Here is a 17019-nt window from a genome sequence, read left to right as displayed (position 1 = left end):
CCCCTCGACGTCATCCCGGTGAAAGGTGGGGCCAGGGCACGACTTTCGCCCGGAGACACCACAGCCCCCGCGAAAGGCATTCGCAGGGGCTGTGGCGAGAAACTCGGTTACCCGGGACTACACCCGCACGATCAGCGCGTCACCCTGGCCGCCACCACCGCACAGCGCGGCAGCACCGACACCACCACCGCGGCGCTTCAGCTCGAGCACCAGGTGCAGCAGGATGCGCGCACCGGACATGCCGAGCGGGTGGCCGATCGCGATCGCGCCACCGTTGACGTTCACCTTCGCCGGATCGATGCCCAGCTTGCGGGTCGACGCGACACCGACCGCCGCGAACGCCTCGTTGATCTCCACCACGTCCAGGTCGGCGGGCGAAATGCCTTCGCGCGCACAAGCCTTCGCGATGGCGTTGGCCGGTTGGTCCTGCAACGTCGAGTCCGGACCCGCGACGACGCCCGCGGCGCCGATCTCGGCGAGCCAGCTCAGCCCCAGCTCCTCGGCCTTGGCCTTGCTCATCACCACGACCGCGGCGGCGCCGTCGGAGATCTGCGAGGCGGTGCCCGCGGTGATGGTGCCGTCCTTGCGGAAGGCGGGGCGCAGCTTGGCCAGCGACTCGGCGGTGGTGTCGGCGCGGATGCCCTCGTCGGCGGCGACCACCAGCGGGTCACCCTTGCGCTGCGGCACCGAGACCGGGATCACCTCGTCGTCGTAGACGCCGTTCTTCCACGCCTCGGCCGCGCGCTGGTGCGAGGCCGCCGCGAACGCGTCCTGGTCCTCGCGGCTGACCGGCTCGGTGTCGTTGCGCTGTTCGGTCAGCGCGCCCATCGGCTGATCGGTGAAGATGTCGTGCAGGCCGTCGTAGGCCATGTGGTCACGCAGCGTGACATCGCCGTACTTGAATCCCTCGCGGCTCTTCTCGAGCAGATGCGGGGCCTGGCTCATCGACTCCTGGCCACCGGCGACGACGATCTCGTACTCGCCGGCCCGAATCAGCTGGTCCGCCAACGCGATCGCGTTGATTCCGGACAAACAGACCTTATTGACCGTCAAGGAGGGTACGTCCATCGGAATGCCCGCGGCGGCGGCCGCCTGCCTGGCCGGCATCTGGCCCGCGCCCGCGGTGAGCACCTGGCCCATGATCACGTAGTCGACCTGCTCCGGCGCGACGCCGCCCCGTTCCAGCGCGGCCTTGATGGCAAAGCCGCCGAGCTCGGACCCGCTGAAGTCCTTGAGGCCGCCGAGCAGCCGACCGACCGGGGTACGGGCACCGGAGACGATCACGGATGTGGTCACGAAAGGCCTCGCTATCTATGTTTCGCAGGATTCCGTACTCCACGGTAACCGCAGTGCCCAGGTTGCCGGTACGCAGGTAGCGGCTACCTTCGAGATGTGAGCAACGTTATGGATTCGGCCGATTTCATCCCCGCGGACTACGTCGTCGCCGTCGACCACGTCGGTGTCGCCGTGCCCGACCTGGATGTCGCGGTTGCCTGGTATGCCGAGAATCTCGGCATGATCGAGACCCACCGCGAGGTCAACGATGCCCAGGGCGTGCACGAGGCGATGCTGTCGCTGCCCGGCGCCCCCGATCGAGGGACTGCCCTGCAGTTGCTGGCTCCGCTCAACGAGGAGTCCACCATCGCCAAGTTCATCGACCGTAACGGAGCAGGCCTGCAGCAACTGGCCTACCGCGTGACCGACATCGACGCGGTCTCCGCGCACCTGCGCGCGCGGGGCTTGCGTTTGCTGTACGAGGCTCCGAGGCCTGGAACAGCGGATTCCCGCATCAATTTCATCCATCCGAAGGATGCTGGCGGTGTGCTGATCGAGTTGGTCGAGCCGAACGCGAATGTTACGCACTAGTATCAAGATCGGGCCGGAAAAACTCTTCGGAATCACATTCGCGGTCGAGTCACCATCAGGTCTCTGTAGGCTGTAGTTTGTGTGCCATGTCGTCACCTGAGTCCGATCGCAATCGCTTCGTTGCACTGCCCTTCACTGTTGTGCGCAAGGGTTATGCGCAAGACGAGGTACGCAACTACTTCGACCGCTTCGACGCCGAACTAAGGGTCACCGCTACCGACCGGGATGCTGCTGCGGCACAAGCCCGTAACCTCGCGAGCCAGCTCGAGGATGCGCGTGACGAGATCGACGAGCTCCGCAAGGAGGTCGACCGACTCTCGGTGCCGCCCACCACCGCGGAAGGCATGTCCGACCGCATCTCCCGCATGCTGCGGCTGGCCTCCGACGAGGCCTCCGAGGTCCGTGCCCTGGCACAGGCCGAAGCCGCGGAGATGGTGTCGATCGCGGAGCAGCAGGCCACCGAGATGCGTGGCAAGTACGAGTCGTTGCTGGCCGAAACCAAGGAAAAGCGCGAGGCGCTCGAGATCGAGTTCGAGCAGACCCTGGCCAACGCGCGCACCGAGTCCGCGAAGATCATCGAAGCCGCTCAGGCCGAGGCCGACCGCCTCGGCAAGGAAGCCGACGCCAAGCGCAAGGCGACCCAGCAGGACTTCGAGGTCACCATGGCGGAGCGGCGCACCAAGCTCACCCGCGCCATGGAGGAGCTGGAGGCCACCAGCCGCGCCGAGGCCGCACAGCGGATCAAGGACGCGACCGACGAGGCCAACCGCCTCATCACCTCCGCGACCCAGACCTCCGAGCGCAAGATCGCGCACGCGAAGGAACTGGCCGAGGAGATGCGCGTGCTGCGTGGACGCGTGCTCGCCCAGCTGCTCGGCATCCGCGGCCAGCTCGACTCCGTGCCCGCGATGCTCGCCGCGGTCAACCGGGAAAGCGAACTGCTGGACGGTGTTCCGGATCAGCGCAAGATCGGCAACAACACCAAGCAGGTCTCCGGATCCAACCGCAAGGCCATCTCCGAGGTTGCGTCCGAGGAAGACGACATCGTCGACGAGGAGCGCGAGAACGCCGACATCAGCAACTAACATCGGCGGGCCACGCGGCGACTAGCGCAACACCCCAACCGAATTCAACCCAAGGCCGCCCCTTACCGGGGCGGCCTTCCTAATTCCCGGGGTCCGACGGGTGCCGCTTACCCGGAATCGCCTCCGCCAACCGGACATTGGGCACGAATGTCACGTACCGGAGGAATCGCGGGAATCGCCTATCGCCGCACGGACATTCAGCACAAACGGCGCGATTCGGCGGAATCCTCCTCGGCGACACGGGCATTCATCATGAACGCCGCATTCCGGACCCCGCCTACGACCAGCGGCGGGTGATCCCACGGGTCTGGCGGCCGTTCCAGCAACCGCGGTGCCAATGCCGGCGATCGTCCTCACCGCCGTCGGCGGGCCAGGCGACGATATGCGCCACGCCCTGTGCGATCTCATGGTCACACCCCGGGCAGCGGTAGATCTTCACCGCACGGGCGCCTGGGATGGTGCGAACGACGTAGGTCTCGTCACCGTCGGGACCCGCCTCGGTCCGGCCGAAGACATCACCGAGCGGTGCGCCGCCCGTCCGCGAGCGGCCCGTTTGACCGTCTGCGCGTGGTTTCCGACGAGGCATACATCCACCCTATTACTCGGCCGCAGATGGCTCTGTTCGGCCGCTGCTTCGTTCGCCCTGCCGTCCCTCAGGTTCGTGTGGCACAGTGGGGCACCGCCTGCTCATCGAGTACCGGCGAACAGTTTCGCAGCAATCTCACAGGGAATACCCTGATCGAGCGCAGCACAGCCCTCGATCATGAAGATGTACCGCAGGACAATGGAGGTGTGCATGGCCGTCGCGACGACCACGGACGACCGGACAACGGTCGTCAGTTCTCGTTGGTGGCGACCGCGGGTGCCCGCGACCATCGGCTACCTGGCCGCGCTGGTCATCGTCACGTCGATCTTCTCGGCGCTGAGCGATTCGGCCCAGTCCAACGTGGTGCTGCATGCCAGCACCAATCTGCACAACCTGCTGCAGGGGCGCGTCGTCACGCTGCTGTCCAGTGCGCTCGTGATCGGTGACGTCGGCGTCGCCTGGCTGATCATGCCGATGCTCGCGTGTCTGCTCGCGCTCGCGGAGCTGCGCTTCGGCGCTCTGCACATGGTGCGCGTCTTCCTCGCGGGACATATCGGCGCGACACTGCTCGTCGCCGCGGGCCTGTGGGTCGCCGTCGAATTCGACTGGCTGCCCGCCAGTGTGCGGTGGAGCGAGGACGTCGGCGTCAGCTACGGCGCGATGGCATTGATCGGCGCGCTCATCTTCGTGGTCCCGCAGCGGTCAAGAATCCCTTGGGCCGCTGGTTGGTTCGTCGCGGCCGTGGGTGGTGTTCTGCTCGGCCAGACCTTCACCAACGTCGGCCACCTGCTGGCGTTCTGCATCGGCTCCGCAGTCGGCTACGTGATGATCCGGACCAAGACACCGGTCGCCCGGCCCTTCAGCAAAGTGGAGCTGGCGCTCCTGGGCACCAGTGCCATCTTGGCGAGCGCCGTACTCTTCGGCTGAGCCGGAACACGACCGCAGTCGCGGCGGGCTGACGACAACTCTGGTCGGCCGGTCACCTACAGTGCTTGGGTGCGCCTAGTGATTGCTCGCTGTCAGGTCGACTACGTGGGGCGACTCACCGCCCATCTGGCGATGGCCCGCCGCCTGCTGCTGGTGAAAGCGGACGGCTCGGTCCTCGTGCACTCCGACGGTGGTTCGTACAAGCCGCTGAACTGGATGAGCCCGCCGTGCTGGCTGGAAGAGCGCGGCGCCGCCGACATCCCCGAGGGCGCGAAGGCCCTCTGGGTCGTCACCAACAAGGCGGGCGAGGAACTCCGCATCACCATCGAGGACATCGAACACGACTCCTCGCACGAGCTCGGGGTGGACCCCGGTCTGGTGAAAGACGGTGTGGAGGCTCATCTTCAGGTCCTGCTCGCCGAACACGTGACCACCCTCGGCCCCGGCTTCTCCCTCATCCGCCGCGAGTACATGACCGCCATCGGGCCCGTGGACCTGCTGTGCCGGGACGCCGTCGGCGCCACCGTCGCGGTAGAGATCAAACGCCGCGGCGAGATCGACGGCGTCGAACAACTCACCCGCTACCTCGAACTCCTCAACCGCGACCCGCTATTGGCCCCGGTAGCAGGCGTCTTCGCGGCTCAGCAGATCAAGCCCCAGGCCCGGACCCTCGCCGAGGATCGTGGAATCCGCTGCCACGTACTCGATTACGACGCCCTGCGCGGTACGGAAAGCACCGAATTCCGGTTGTTCTGAACGAATACGCCGCGGCCGCATTACATCCGCGCGCGTGCATAACTGCTGCCTCAGGCGGCCCAGTCCGCCCGCTGAACGCTCAGCGGGCGGACTTCTTAGTTCCGGGGCGGAGCCGTGTCGGTGCTCGTGGCACCGAAGGCAGTGGCGGACAACGAGGAATGCCACTGTTGTGCACCTCCTGTAGCGCCTGCGGTGCTCTTCGTGGCCCACGGTGGATACTCCGACCGCGGCATGTAGGGCGCCAGGGACGGGCCTGTACGGGCGGCATCGAGTACGCCTGAGTCTTACGCATTCGGATAAGCGCGGACGGTGCTGCGGAATACCGATCACCCAACTCGGGCGAGACGCCGACGTCAGCGCGAGCCCGGCGTATACGCAAGGCGTGCAGGGAATCCGAGGCTAGACGCTGTTTGTAACTGTCCTTGAACGCAAGAAGACCCCCAACAATGTTGGGGGTCCTCTGCAATGATGTTCCGGCGGTGTCCTACTCTCCCACACCCTGTCGAGTGCAGTACCATCGGCGCTGGCAGGCTTAGCTTCCGGGTTCGGAATGGGACCGGGCGTTTCCCTGCCGCTATGGCCGCCGTAACTCTATGAAACTGTCACACTCCGTGCCCCAGGTTCACCAGGGAGGAATCTTCAGGGGCCTAGGCCCCTGAAACCCCACCAGCGAGACAGAACCTCCAGGAAGTAAACCCTGAAATCCTGCCAATCCGGTAAGTGTTCAAAGGCGCAAGCCTCTGAAACTCTCACTCCGAACCCGTGAACACGGATCGTGTGTTGTTTCAGATACTGCACAGTGGACGCGTAGCTTCTTTGTTGGTAAGTCCTCGGCCGATTAGTACCAGTCACCTACACCCGTTACCGAGCTTCCAGTTCTGGCCTATCAACCCCATGGTCTGTGGGGGGCCTTAACCACTCAAAGGTGGTGAGAAACCTCATCTTGGAACAGGCTTCCCGCTTAGATGCTTTCAGCGGTTATCCCTTCCGAACGTAGCTAACCAGCAGTGCTCCTGGCGGAACAACTGGCACACCAGAGGTTCGTCCGTCCCGGTCCTCTCGTACTAGGGACAGCCTTCCTCAAGTTTCTGACGCGCGCGGCGGATAGAGACCGAACTGTCTCACGACGTTCTAAACCCAGCTCGCGTGCCGCTTTAATGGGCGAACAGCCCAACCCTTGGGACCTACTCCAGCCCCAGGATGCGACGAGCCGACATCGAGGTGCCAAACCATCCCGTCGATATGGACTCTTGGGGAAGATCAGCCTGTTATCCCCGGGGTACCTTTTATCCGTTGAGCGACACCGCTTCCACTTGCCGGTGCCGGATCACTAGTCCCGACTTTCGTCCCTGCTCGAGCTGTCGCTCTCACAGTCAAGCTCCCTTGTGCACTTGCACTCAACACCTGATTGCCAACCAGGCTGAGGGAACCTTTGGGCGCCTCCGTTACATTTTAGGAGGCAACCGCCCCAGTTAAACTACCCACCAGGCACTGTCCCTGAACCAGATCATGGTCCGAGGTTAGAAGTCCAATACGATCAGAGTGGTATTTCAACGATGACTCCACAAACACTGGCGTGCCCGCTTCACAGTCTCCCACCTATCCTACACAAACCGTACCGAACACCAATACCAAGCTATAGTGAAGGTCCCGGGGTCTTTTCGTCCTGCCGCGCGTAACGAGCATCTTTACTCGTAATGCAATTTCGCCGAGTCTGTGGTTGAGACAGCTGAGAAGTCGTTACGCCATTCGTGCAGGTCGGAACTTACCCGACAAGGAATTTCGCTACCTTAGGATGGTTATAGTTACCACCGCCGTTTACCGGGGCTTAAATTCTCAGCTTCGCGCCGAAGCGCTAACCGGTCCTCTTAACCTTCCGGCACCGGGCAGGCGTCAGTCCGTATACATCGTCTTACGACTTCGCACGGACCTGTGTTTTTAGTAAACAGTCGCTTCTCACTGGTCTCTGCGACCTCGCCCAGCTCAGGAAGTAAATTCCGTCACCAAACCAGGTCCCCCTTCTCCCGAAGTTACGGGGGCATTTTGCCGAGTTCCTTAACCACAGTTCTCTCGATCGCCTTAGTATTCTCTACCTGACCACCTGTGTCGGTTTGGGGTACGGGCCGTGTACCAACTCACTAGAGGCTTTTCTCGGCAGCATAGGATCACTGAATTCGCCTCAATCGGCTACGCATCACCTCTCAGGCTACATGCGGTGCGGATTTGCCTACACCACGCCCTACAGGCTTACACCAGTACAACCACTGACTGGCCCAGCTACCTTCCTGCGTCACCCCATCGCTTGACTACTACCAGCCAGGGTCATGTGCATCCCTCCACTCGAGACCCGAAGGTCTTCTCGGAAGTTCAGGACACTTAGCACAACTGATTCATCATGGGCGCGGATACACGGGTACGGGAATATCAACCCGTTGTCCATCGACTACGCCTGTCGGCCTCGCCTTAGGTCCCGACTCACCCTGGGCGGATTAACCTGGCCCAGGAACCCTTGGTCATTCGGCGGACGAGTTTCTCACTCGTCTTTCGCTACTCATGCCTGCATTCTCACTCCCATAGCCTCCACAACTAGGTCACCCTGCTGCTTCCATGGCTATAGGACGCTCCCCTACCCATCCACACCGCTGCACACACCCCCGTAAGGATGTGCGGACGTATTGTGTGAATGCCGCGGCTTCGGCGGTGTACTTGAGCCCCGCTACATTGTCGGCGCAAAATCACTTGACCAGTGAGCTATTACGCACTCTTTCAAGGGTGGCTGCTTCTAAGCCAACCTCCTGGTTGTCTTCGCGACTTCACATCCTTTTCCACTTAGTACACGCTTAGGGGCCTTAGCCGGCGATCTGGGCTGTTTCCCTCTCGACTACGAAGCTTATCCCCCGCAGTCTCACTGCCACGCTCTCACACACCGGCATTCGGAGTTTGGCTGATTTCGGTAAGCTTGTAGGCCCCCTAGACCATCCAGTAGCTCTACCTCCGGCGTGAAACACGTGACGCTGCACCTAAATGCATTTCGGGGAGAACCAGCTATCACGGAGTTTGATTGGCCTTTCACCCCTACCCACAGCTCATCCCCTCAGTTTTCAACCTAAGTGGGTTCGGGCCTCCACGACGTCTTACCGTCGCTTCACCCTGGCCATGGGTAGATCACTCCGCTTCGGGTCTAGAACATGCGACTCTGGTCGCCCTATTCGGACTCGCTTTCGCTACGGCTACCCCACACGGGTTAACCTCGCCACATGCCACTAACTCGCAGGCTCATTCTTCAAAAGGCACGCCATCACCCACAGCCGACCAAACGACTCGCAGGCTTTGACGGATTGTAAGCGCACGGTTTCAGGTACTATTTCACTCCCCTCCCGGGGTACTTTTCACCTTTCCCTCACGGTACTAGTCCGCTATCGGTCACCAGGGAGTATTCAGGCTTACCGGGTGGTCCCGGCAGATTCACAGCAGATTTCACGGGCCCGCTGCTACTCGGGTACTCACTACAAGAGCCGCTGAGTTTTCGTCTACGGGATTCTCACCCTCTACGACAGGCCGTTCCAGACCACTTCGACTAACACAACGGTTTCTGACTCTCGCCAGGCTCGGCAGAACCTGGAAAGTGAGCCCCACTACCCCGTCTAGACAACCCCTGCCGGGTATCACATCTAAACGGTTTAGCCTCTTCCGCTTTCGCTCGCCACTACTCACGGAATCACTATTGTTTTCTCTTCCTGTGGGTACTGAGATGTTTCACTTCCCCACGTTCCCTCCACACACCCTATATATTCAGATGCGGGTAACACGACATCACTCGTGCTGGGTTTCCCCATTCGGAAATCCTCGGATCTCAGCTCGGTTGACAGCTCCCCGAGGCTTATCGCAGCCTCCTACGTCCTTCATCGGCTCCTGGTGCCAAGGCATCCACCGTACGCTCTTAAACACTTACTAACAAAGATGCTCGCGTCCACTGTGCAGTTCTCAAACAACACACAAAACCGAGCTTCGATCACCACCATGCCCACCAACCCCTCTCCGAAGAGAGAAGCCGATGCGGTCTGCGTGACCACTCGGTCTTGTCGTTATCTTCGCCTAGAGAGTCACTTGCGTGTTCTCTCAGGACCCAACAGTGTGTCGATATATCCCCCACGGGGCCAGTCACTGAGGACCGGCCACTATGTGAGAAAGCTTGTCAGCGTTCCACCCATGAGCGTCCGCAGTCCCACGAATGGGGACACAAACGGTCTCTGCCACAACCACATTCACCTACGTGAAGCGTCGTGGAGATGTGCTCCTTAGAAAGGAGGTGATCCAGCCGCACCTTCCGGTACGGCTACCTTGTTACGACTTCGTCCCAATCGCCAATCCCACCTTCGACGGCTCCCTCCCACAAGGGGTTAGGCCACCGGCTTCGGGTGTTACCGACTTTCATGACGTGACGGGCGGTGTGTACAAGGCCCGGGAACGTATTCACCGCAGCGTTGCTGATCTGCGATTACTAGCGACTCCAACTTCACGGGGTCGAGTTGCAGACCCCGATCCGAACTGAGACCAGCTTTAAGGGATTCGCTCCACCTCGCGGTCTCGCAGCCCTCTGTACTGGCCATTGTAGCATGTGTGAAGCCCTGGACATAAGGGGCATGATGACTTGACGTCGTCCCCACCTTCCTCCGAGTTGACCCCGGCAGTCTCTCACGAGTCCCCGCCATTACGCGCTGGCAACATAAGATAAGGGTTGCGCTCGTTGCGGGACTTAACCCAACATCTCACGACACGAGCTGACGACAGCCATGCACCACCTGTACACCGACCACAAGGGGGCCTACATCTCTGCAGGTTTCCGGTGTATGTCAAACCCAGGTAAGGTTCTTCGCGTTGCATCGAATTAATCCACATGCTCCGCCGCTTGTGCGGGCCCCCGTCAATTTCTTTGAGTTTTAGCCTTGCGGCCGTACTCCCCAGGCGGGGTACTTAATGCGTTAGCTACGGCACGGATCCCGTGGAAGGAAACCCACACCTAGTACCCACCGTTTACGGCATGGACTACCAGGGTATCTAATCCTGTTTGCTACCCATGCTTTCGCTTCTCAGCGTCAGTTACTTCCCAGAGACCCGCCTTCGCCACCGGTGTTCCTCCTGATATCTGCGCATTTCACCGCTACACCAGGAATTCCAGTCTCCCCTGAAGTACTCTAGTCTGCCCGTATCGCCTGCAAGCTTAAGGTTGAGCCCCAAGTTTTCACAGAAGACGCGACAGACCGCCTACAAGCTCTTTACGCCCAGTAATTCCGGACAACGCTCGCACCCTACGTATTACCGCGGCTGCTGGCACGTAGTTGGCCGGTGCTTCTTCTACAGGTACCGTCACTTGCGCTTCGTCCCTGTCGAAAGGAGTTTACAACCCGAAGGCCGTCATCCTCCACGCGGCGTCGCTGCATCAGGCTTTCGCCCATTGTGCAATATTCCCCACTGCTGCCTCCCGTAGGAGTCTGGGCCGTGTCTCAGTCCCAGTGTGGCCGGTCACCCTCTCAGGTCGGCTACCCGTCGTCGCCTTGGTGAGCCGTTACCTCACCAACAAGCTGATAGGCCGCGGGCCCATCTCGCACCGATAAATCTTTCCACCAACCAGCATGCACTGGAAGGTCATATCCGGTATTAGACCCAGTTTCCCAGGCTTATCCCGAAGTGCGAGGCAGATCACCCACGTGTTACTCACCCGTTCGCCGCTCGTGTACCCGAAGGCCTTACCGCTCGACTTGCATGTGTTAAGCACGCCGCCAGCGTTCGTCCTGAGCCAGAATCAAACTCTCCGTTGAAGACTCTTGACTTACCCCGAAGGGCTAATCAGAAGAATAACTAGAGTCCGAAAACCTAGCAAAACAAAACGCCAGCAAAAAGATTTGCTGACTAAATGTCCGACCTCGTCAACCGGGGGGTATGAGAGGCCGGAACCAATTAAATAATTGGCACTGACATTCATCGACACACTATTGAGTTCTCAAAGAACACACGCACAAACCATCGCCCGGGTTTTAATCCGCTTGATCGGTGAGGCAACTTATCCAGCTTAGCTCAGCCGTTCCCCCAGAACCAAATCGGGGTCTCAGTCAAGCCAGTGTGAGCGTCAGGCGCTCCTCGTACTACCTCGTGTCCCCGGCCTTCGCTCAGCGTTTCCGCTCAGCTCCTCGGCCCCGGGTCGGTGTCCGTGTCGCTCTGACTTGAATAAAGTTACGTGTCTGCGTGCATCATGTCAAATCCGCTGGTCAGGAAGCGTTTTCGGCGTTAACACTTCATTCCGCCGCGCCGACTCGCTTCACTTCGCCGCCCAAAGCCTGCAGTTGCTCGACGAAATTCGGGTAACCGCGGTCGATGTGGAAGACGTCGTGCACCTCGGTGGTTCCGTCGGCAACCAGACCGGCGAGTACCAAGCCGGCGCCGGCCCGAATATCCGACGACCACACCGGCGCACTGGACAGCCGCGGAATACCGCGCACCACCGCGTGATGACCATCGGTCCGCGCATCGGCGCCGAGCCGAATCATCTCTTCCACAAAGCGGAAGCGCGCTTCGAAGACGTTCTCGGTGATCATCGACGTGCCGTCGGCGATCGCGGCCAGGCCGATCGCCATCGGCTGTAGGTCGGTCGGGAATCCGGGGAACGGCAGCGTGGAGAAGTTGACCGCGCGCGGCCGCTCCGCCTGCACGACGCGGAAACCGTCCTGCTCGAAGGAGATACGCGCGCCCGCCGAGCGCAGCTTGTCCAGTACCAGCGACAGATGCTTGGGATTGACCCCGGTCACCCGGACATCGCCCATCGTCATCGCCGCGGCGATGCCCCAGGTCGCGGCGACGATGCGGTCGCCGATCACGCGATGTGTCGTCGGCGAGAGACGCTTGACGCCCTGCACGGTCAGTACCGAGGTGCCCGCACCGGTGACCCGGGCGCCCATCTGCACCAGCATGTTGCACAGGTCGACGATGTCGGGTTCGCGCGCGGCGTTGTCGATCACCGTCTCGCCCTCGGCAAGGACGGCGGCCATCAGGATGTTCTCGGTCGCGCCCACGGAGGGGAAGTCGAGCCGAATCTTGGCACCCTGTAGCTCGTCGGCCCGCGCGACCACACAACCGTGCTCGATCTCGCTGGTCGCACCGAGCAACCGCAGACCGGCCTGGTGCATGTCCAGCGGACGGGAACCGATCGCATCGCCGCCGGGCAGCGCGACGACCGCGCGCTTGCAGCGCGCCATCAGCGGGCCGAGCACACAGACGGACGCGCGGAACTGCGTCACCGCGGGAAAGTCCGCGTGGTACTTCGGTTCTGCCGGGGTGTTGATGGTGACCATCCCCGCGTCGATCGCGACGTCGCAGCCGAGGCCGCGCAGCACGTCACCCATCAGCGGCACGTCGAGAATGTCCGGGCAGTTCGTGATCGTGGTGGTGCCCTCGGCCAGCAAGGCAGCGGCCATCAGCTTGAGGACGCTGTTCTTGGCGCCCCCCACCGCGACTTCACCGACGAGTCGATTCCCGCCGGTAACCAAAAACCGTTCCATGCCGCCTCTCCGCGTATTCGGCGCACTGTTGGGTGCAAGGATAGTTGCGGCACTGTTCCGCCACTCCGGGTATTCAGCGCACTAGTGGGGTGTACCCGGGTGTTACCCATGAACTCGAGGACGTGCGTCCTCGTGTCTCGAGCATTATCAGGTGCTCGACCTGGTTCCGCCGGGCTTCCACAGGATATCGCCGCCAGGATTGGCCACGCGGCTCAGGATGAAGAGCAGATCCGACAGGCGGTTGAGGTACTTGGCAGGCAAAACGTTCGTGTCGTCCGGGTGTGTCTCGACCGCCGCCCAGGCGGAACGTTCCGCGCGGCGCGCGACGGTGCGCGCCGTGTGCAGCAGTGCCGCGAGCGGTGTGCCACCCGGCAGAATGAACGAATTCAGTGCTGGCAGTTCAGCATTGAACTCATCGCACCAACCCTCGAGCCGATCGATGTAGAGCTGGGTGATGCGCAGCGGCGGGTACTTCGGCGCCTCGACAACGGGGGTAGACAGATCCGCCCCCGCATCGAACAGATCGTTCTGTATTTGGAGCAGCACCTCGCGTAACTGCGCCGCGGGCTGCCCGAGCGCGATCGCCACCCCGATTGCGGCGTTCGTCTCATCGCAATCGGCATAGGCGACCAGGCGCGGATCGGTCTTCGCCACCCGCGAGAAGTCACTGAGACCAGTGGTCCCGTCGTCGCCGGTACGCGTGTAGATCCGCGTCAGATGCACACTCACAGGACAACCCTAACCGCTGCTCACGCAACAACTGATTCCGCGAGGACATTGGAGACAGCTCAGCGCATCCGACGGGTGCGGTCCGAGGGGCGGGATTCCACCCAGGAAAGAAAAGCGGTCCGCGAGGCCCGATCCAGGGCCAGCTCGTAGCTGCCGTCCCGATCGGTCACCGCGATCACCGCGATGTCGTCGCTCATGATGTCGAACTCGTCGCCGACGGGTCCGCGACGGTCGCCGATCTCGATGCCCTGGCGGTGAATTGTGCAGTCCGGTCCGAGTTTCAGGCTGGTCAGCTTGAAAAAGACCATTCGGTCCTCGTCGTATCGGATCAGTCCGTGCCGCCAACCCTGACCACCGCGCGCGGGCAGTACCCGCAGCAGTGCGGCGGTTCCGCCGCGCCGCAACATGATCAGGCGATAGGTCGAGGCGAGGGCCAGGAACACGAGCGTGAGCACCAGAATGATCAGGAGAACCATCCCGGTCTGCAATGCAGTTCGTCCCTTCGCTCTGTCGCCGTGTCGTCGACACCCCGCGGTCATTCAACCACGACACCAAGTTTACAAACTGGGGGGCCGTGTATTAAGACGATCGTCAGCCGTTATAAGACGACTGTCGGCGGCGAAGATCCCTTCGCCGCCGACAGTCTGGTGTTCTATATCCGGTTGTCGCTTACGCGTTCGCGGCCTGCTCCGCCGCGCGGACCTGGGCCTGCGCCGCAAGCTGGTCCTCTTCGCTGGCCGCGTCGTCGGCCAGCACTCGGCGGGCCGCCTCGACATCCACCTCGTCGGCGAATTCCGCGGACTCGGCCAGGATCCGGACCGTCGTCGCGGTCACGGAGAAGAAGCCGCCGTGCACCGCCGCGACGATGCGCTCGCCGTCAGTGGAGACGATGGCCACCGTGCCGCCCTCGACCAGCTGACCGAGCAGCGGTTCGTGGCTCGGCATGATGCCGATCTGACCCTCGGTGGTCTGCGCACTGACGAACGTTGCCTGGCCGGACCAGAGCAGCCGTTCGACCGCGACGAGATCAACTGACATTTCCGACATCGGGACTACTTTCCGGCGATCTTCTTCGCGGCCGCCTCGACATCGTCGAGGCCACCGCAGCTGTTGAACGCCTGCTCCGGGAAGTGGTCGAACTCGCCCTTGCAGACCCGGTCGAAGTCGTCGATGGTCTGCTCCAGCGGAACCACCGAACCGACCTGGCCGGTGAACTTCTCGGCCACGATGAAGTTCTGGCCGAGGAACTTCTCCAGGCGACGGGCGCGGCCGACGAGGACCTTGTCCTCTTCGGAGAGCTCGTCCATGCCGAGGATGGCGATGATGTCCTGCAGTTCCTTGTACTTCTGCAGGATTCGCTTCACCTCGTTGGCCACGGCGAAGTGCCGGTCGCCGACGATCGAGGCCTCCAGGATGCGGGAGGTCGAGGTCAGCGGGTCGACGGCCGGGTAGATGCCCTTCTGCGAGATCGGGCGGGAAAGCTCGGTCGTCGCATCGAGGTGGGCGAAGGTGGTGGCCGGCGCCGGGTCGGTGTAGTCGTCGGCGGGCACGTAGATCGCCTGCAGCGAGGTGATCGAGCGACCACGGGTCGAGGTGATGCGCTCCTGCAGCTCGCCCATCTCGTCCGCGAGGGTCGGCTGGTAACCGACGGCGGACGGCATGCGGCCGAGCAGGGTCGACACCTCGGAACCGGCCTGGGTGAACCGGAAGATGTTGTCGATGAACAGCAGCACGTCCTGGTGCTGCACGTCGCGGAAGTACTCGGCCATGGTGAGGGCCGAGAGGGCGACGCGCATACGGGTGCCCGGCGGCTCGTCCATCTGGCCGAAGACGAGGGCGGTGTCCGGGAGGACGCCCATCTCTTCCATTTCCAGACGGAGGTCGGTGCCCTCACGGGTGCGCTCGCCGACGCCGGCGAACACGGAGGTACCGGAGAACTCCCGCGCGATACGGGTGATCATCTCCTGGATGAGCACGGTCTTGCCGACACCGGCGCCACCGAACAGACCGATCTTGCCACCCTTCACGTACGGGGTGAGCAGGTCGATGACCTTGATGCCCGTCTCCAGGATCTCGGTCTTACCCTCGAGCTGGTCGAATGACGGGGGCTTGCGGTGGATGCCCCACTGCTCACCGTCGCGGCCGAGGCCGGGGGTGTCGAGGCAGTCGCCGAGCGCGTTGAAGACGTGGCCCTTGACGACGTCGCCGACCGGCACCGAAATCGGCTTGCCGGTGTCGGTGACGGGTGCGCTACGGACCAGGCCGTCGGTCGGCTGCATCGAGATGCAGCGAACGATGCCGTCGCCGAGGTGCTGGGCGACCTCGAGGGTCAGCGTCTTGGCCACCGAGGTCAGTGCGATCTCGGCGTGCAGGGCGTTGAACAGGTCAGGGATCGAGCCCCGGGGGAACTCGACGTCGACGACGGGGCCGATGACTCGGACGACGCGACCTGAGTCTGCGCCGGTCCGACTCGTGTTGTCTTGCGTGACTGCTGCGGTCATTTTTCTCTTCCTGCGCTTAGTCGCGGTCCGAGCTCGAAGCCAGCGCGTTTACGCCGCCGACAATTTCGCTGATTTCCTGCGTGATCTGGGCCTGCCGCACCGAGTTCGCCTGCCGGGAAAGATCCGTGGCAAGGTCGTTGGCGTTATCGGTGGCTGCCTTCATTGCGGTGCGCCGAGCCGCGGACTCGGATGCCGCTGCCTCGAGCAACGATGAGTAGATACGCGTGTTGATGTACTTCGGCAGCAGGGCCGCCAGCAGCACATCGGCGTCGGGCTCGAACTCGTACTGCGCGTGCACATCCGCCGTCGGCGAATCGGACACGAAGTCCTCACCCATGTCGAAGTTCTCGTCGACGTAGCTCACCTGGATCGGCGCCAACCGGCGCACCTCCGGGGTCTGCGTCAGCATCGACACGAACCGCGTGTACACGATGTGCAGCTCGTCCACACCCGCGATATCGCCGGTGCCGTTCGGCGCGGGAACCACGCCGTCCGAACCGGCCATGAACGCCTCGACCAGGTGGTTGCAGGCGGCCGACGCATCGGTGTACTTCGGCTGCTGCGAGAACCCGGTCCACGAGGCCAGCGGGGTGCGGTTGCGGAAGGTGTAGTACGTGACGCCCTTGTTGCCCATCACGTAGATCACCGGCTCTTTGCCCTCGCCGCGCAGCGTGTGCATCAACTCTTCGGCGCGCTTGAGCACGTTGGAGTTGTAGCCACCGGCCATACCGCTGTCACTGGTGATCACCAGCACGGCCGCCCGGCGCGGCTCGGCGCGCTCGGTCAGCAGCGGATGGGTCAGGTTCTTCGACGCGTTCGCCAACTCGCCGAGGACCTTGGTGATCTCCTCGGCGTACGGCTTGGCGGCCGCAACCCTGGCCTGCGCCTTGGAGATTCGCGAGGTCGCGATCAGCTCCTGGGCCTTGGTGATCTTCTTGATCGAATTCACACCACGAATGCGGGAGCGCAATTCACGCAAACTTGCCATCAGCGGTTCACACTCCCTTCATTCGCAT

Annotated in this window: 12 protein-coding genes and 3 rRNA genes; 4 read left to right on the top strand and 11 right to left on the bottom strand. The window is 62.4% G+C overall.

Translation table 11 applies throughout. The annotated features are described in order from the left end of the window. Positions 1–117: 117 nt before the first annotated feature. Positions 118–1296, bottom strand: a complete 1179-nt coding sequence (locus ACQPW1_RS07555; RefSeq protein WP_433662006.1) for an acetyl-CoA C-acetyltransferase — start codon at positions 1294–1296, stop codon at positions 118–120. Positions 1297–1404: 108 nt separating this feature from the next. Between ACQPW1_RS07555 and mce the strand changes: the two genes are divergently transcribed. Both mce and ACQPW1_RS07545 read left to right on the top strand, forming a co-directional pair. Further along, positions 1405–1866: a methylmalonyl-CoA epimerase gene (mce, locus tag ACQPW1_RS07550; protein WP_150403704.1), complete on the top strand. Its 462-nt coding sequence runs from the start codon at positions 1405–1407 to the stop codon at positions 1864–1866. An 86-nt stretch (positions 1867–1952) separates the two neighbouring features. After that, positions 1953–2951, top strand: a complete 999-nt coding sequence (locus tag ACQPW1_RS07545; protein ID WP_433662005.1) for a hypothetical protein — start codon at positions 1953–1955, stop codon at positions 2949–2951. A 277-nt stretch (positions 2952–3228) separates the two neighbouring features. Here the strand turns inward: ACQPW1_RS07545 and ACQPW1_RS07540 are convergent, their stop codons facing one another. Then, positions 3229–3537, bottom strand: a complete 309-nt coding sequence (locus ACQPW1_RS07540; RefSeq protein ID WP_433662004.1) for an ATP/GTP-binding protein — start codon at positions 3535–3537, stop codon at positions 3229–3231. Positions 3538–3747: 210 nt separating this feature from the next. On the opposite strand from ACQPW1_RS07540, the gene ACQPW1_RS07535 reads away from it, so the two are divergent. Then, positions 3748–4464: a rhomboid-like protein gene (locus ACQPW1_RS07535; RefSeq protein WP_433662003.1), complete on the top strand. Its 717-nt coding sequence runs from the start codon at positions 3748–3750 to the stop codon at positions 4462–4464. Between the two features lie 69 nt (positions 4465–4533). Further along, complete coding sequence (gene nucS / locus ACQPW1_RS07530; protein ID WP_433662002.1) at positions 4534–5220, top strand: endonuclease NucS; 687 nt, start codon at positions 4534–4536, stop codon at positions 5218–5220. 471 nt (positions 5221–5691) lie between these two features. On the opposite strand, the gene rrf is transcribed toward nucS, so the two are convergent. The 9 genes from rrf to ACQPW1_RS07485 form a co-directional block, all read right to left on the bottom strand. After that, positions 5692–5808: ribosomal RNA gene (gene rrf, locus ACQPW1_RS07525) — 5S ribosomal RNA — on the bottom strand. A gap of 230 nt (positions 5809–6038) precedes the next feature. Further along, positions 6039–9174, bottom strand: a 23S ribosomal RNA gene (locus ACQPW1_RS07520). 348 nt (positions 9175–9522) lie between these two features. Beyond that, a 16S ribosomal RNA gene (locus ACQPW1_RS07515) occupies positions 9523–11039 on the bottom strand. The 16S, 23S and 5S rRNA genes sit together here, the layout of an rRNA operon. Before the next feature lie 474 nt (positions 11040–11513). After that, positions 11514–12773: a UDP-N-acetylglucosamine 1-carboxyvinyltransferase gene (gene murA, locus ACQPW1_RS07510; RefSeq protein ID WP_433662001.1), complete on the bottom strand. Its 1260-nt coding sequence runs from the start codon at positions 12771–12773 to the stop codon at positions 11514–11516. A gap of 147 nt (positions 12774–12920) precedes the next feature. After that, positions 12921–13502, bottom strand: a complete 582-nt coding sequence (locus ACQPW1_RS07505; protein WP_433662000.1) for a cob(I)yrinic acid a,c-diamide adenosyltransferase — start codon at positions 13500–13502, stop codon at positions 12921–12923. 59 nt (positions 13503–13561) lie between these two features. Then, a complete protein-coding gene (locus ACQPW1_RS07500) occupies positions 13562–13978 on the bottom strand; it encodes a DUF2550 domain-containing protein (RefSeq protein ID WP_433661999.1) in 417 nt (138 codons plus the stop codon). 193 nt (positions 13979–14171) lie between these two features. Beyond that, the gene (locus tag ACQPW1_RS07495) at positions 14172–14549 is read right to left on the bottom strand and encodes a F0F1 ATP synthase subunit epsilon (protein WP_433661998.1); all 378 of its coding nucleotides are present in this window, start codon (positions 14547–14549) and stop codon (positions 14172–14174) included. Between the two features lie 5 nt (positions 14550–14554). Further along, positions 14555–16003, bottom strand: coding sequence for a F0F1 ATP synthase subunit beta (gene atpD, locus ACQPW1_RS07490; RefSeq protein WP_433661997.1), 1449 nt, complete (start codon positions 16001–16003; stop codon positions 14555–14557). Between the two features lie 16 nt (positions 16004–16019). Further along, positions 16020–16991, bottom strand: coding sequence for a F0F1 ATP synthase subunit gamma (locus ACQPW1_RS07485; protein WP_433661996.1), 972 nt, complete (start codon positions 16989–16991; stop codon positions 16020–16022). Positions 16992–17019 lie beyond the last annotated feature (28 nt).

Origin of the sequence: Nocardia sp. CA-128927, assembly GCF_050955855.1 — a bacterium.
Lineage (GTDB): Bacteria > Actinomycetota > Actinomycetes > Mycobacteriales > Mycobacteriaceae > Nocardia.
Note: the sequence above shows the minus strand (reverse complement) of the source record. Positions and strands in the feature narration are given on the sequence as shown.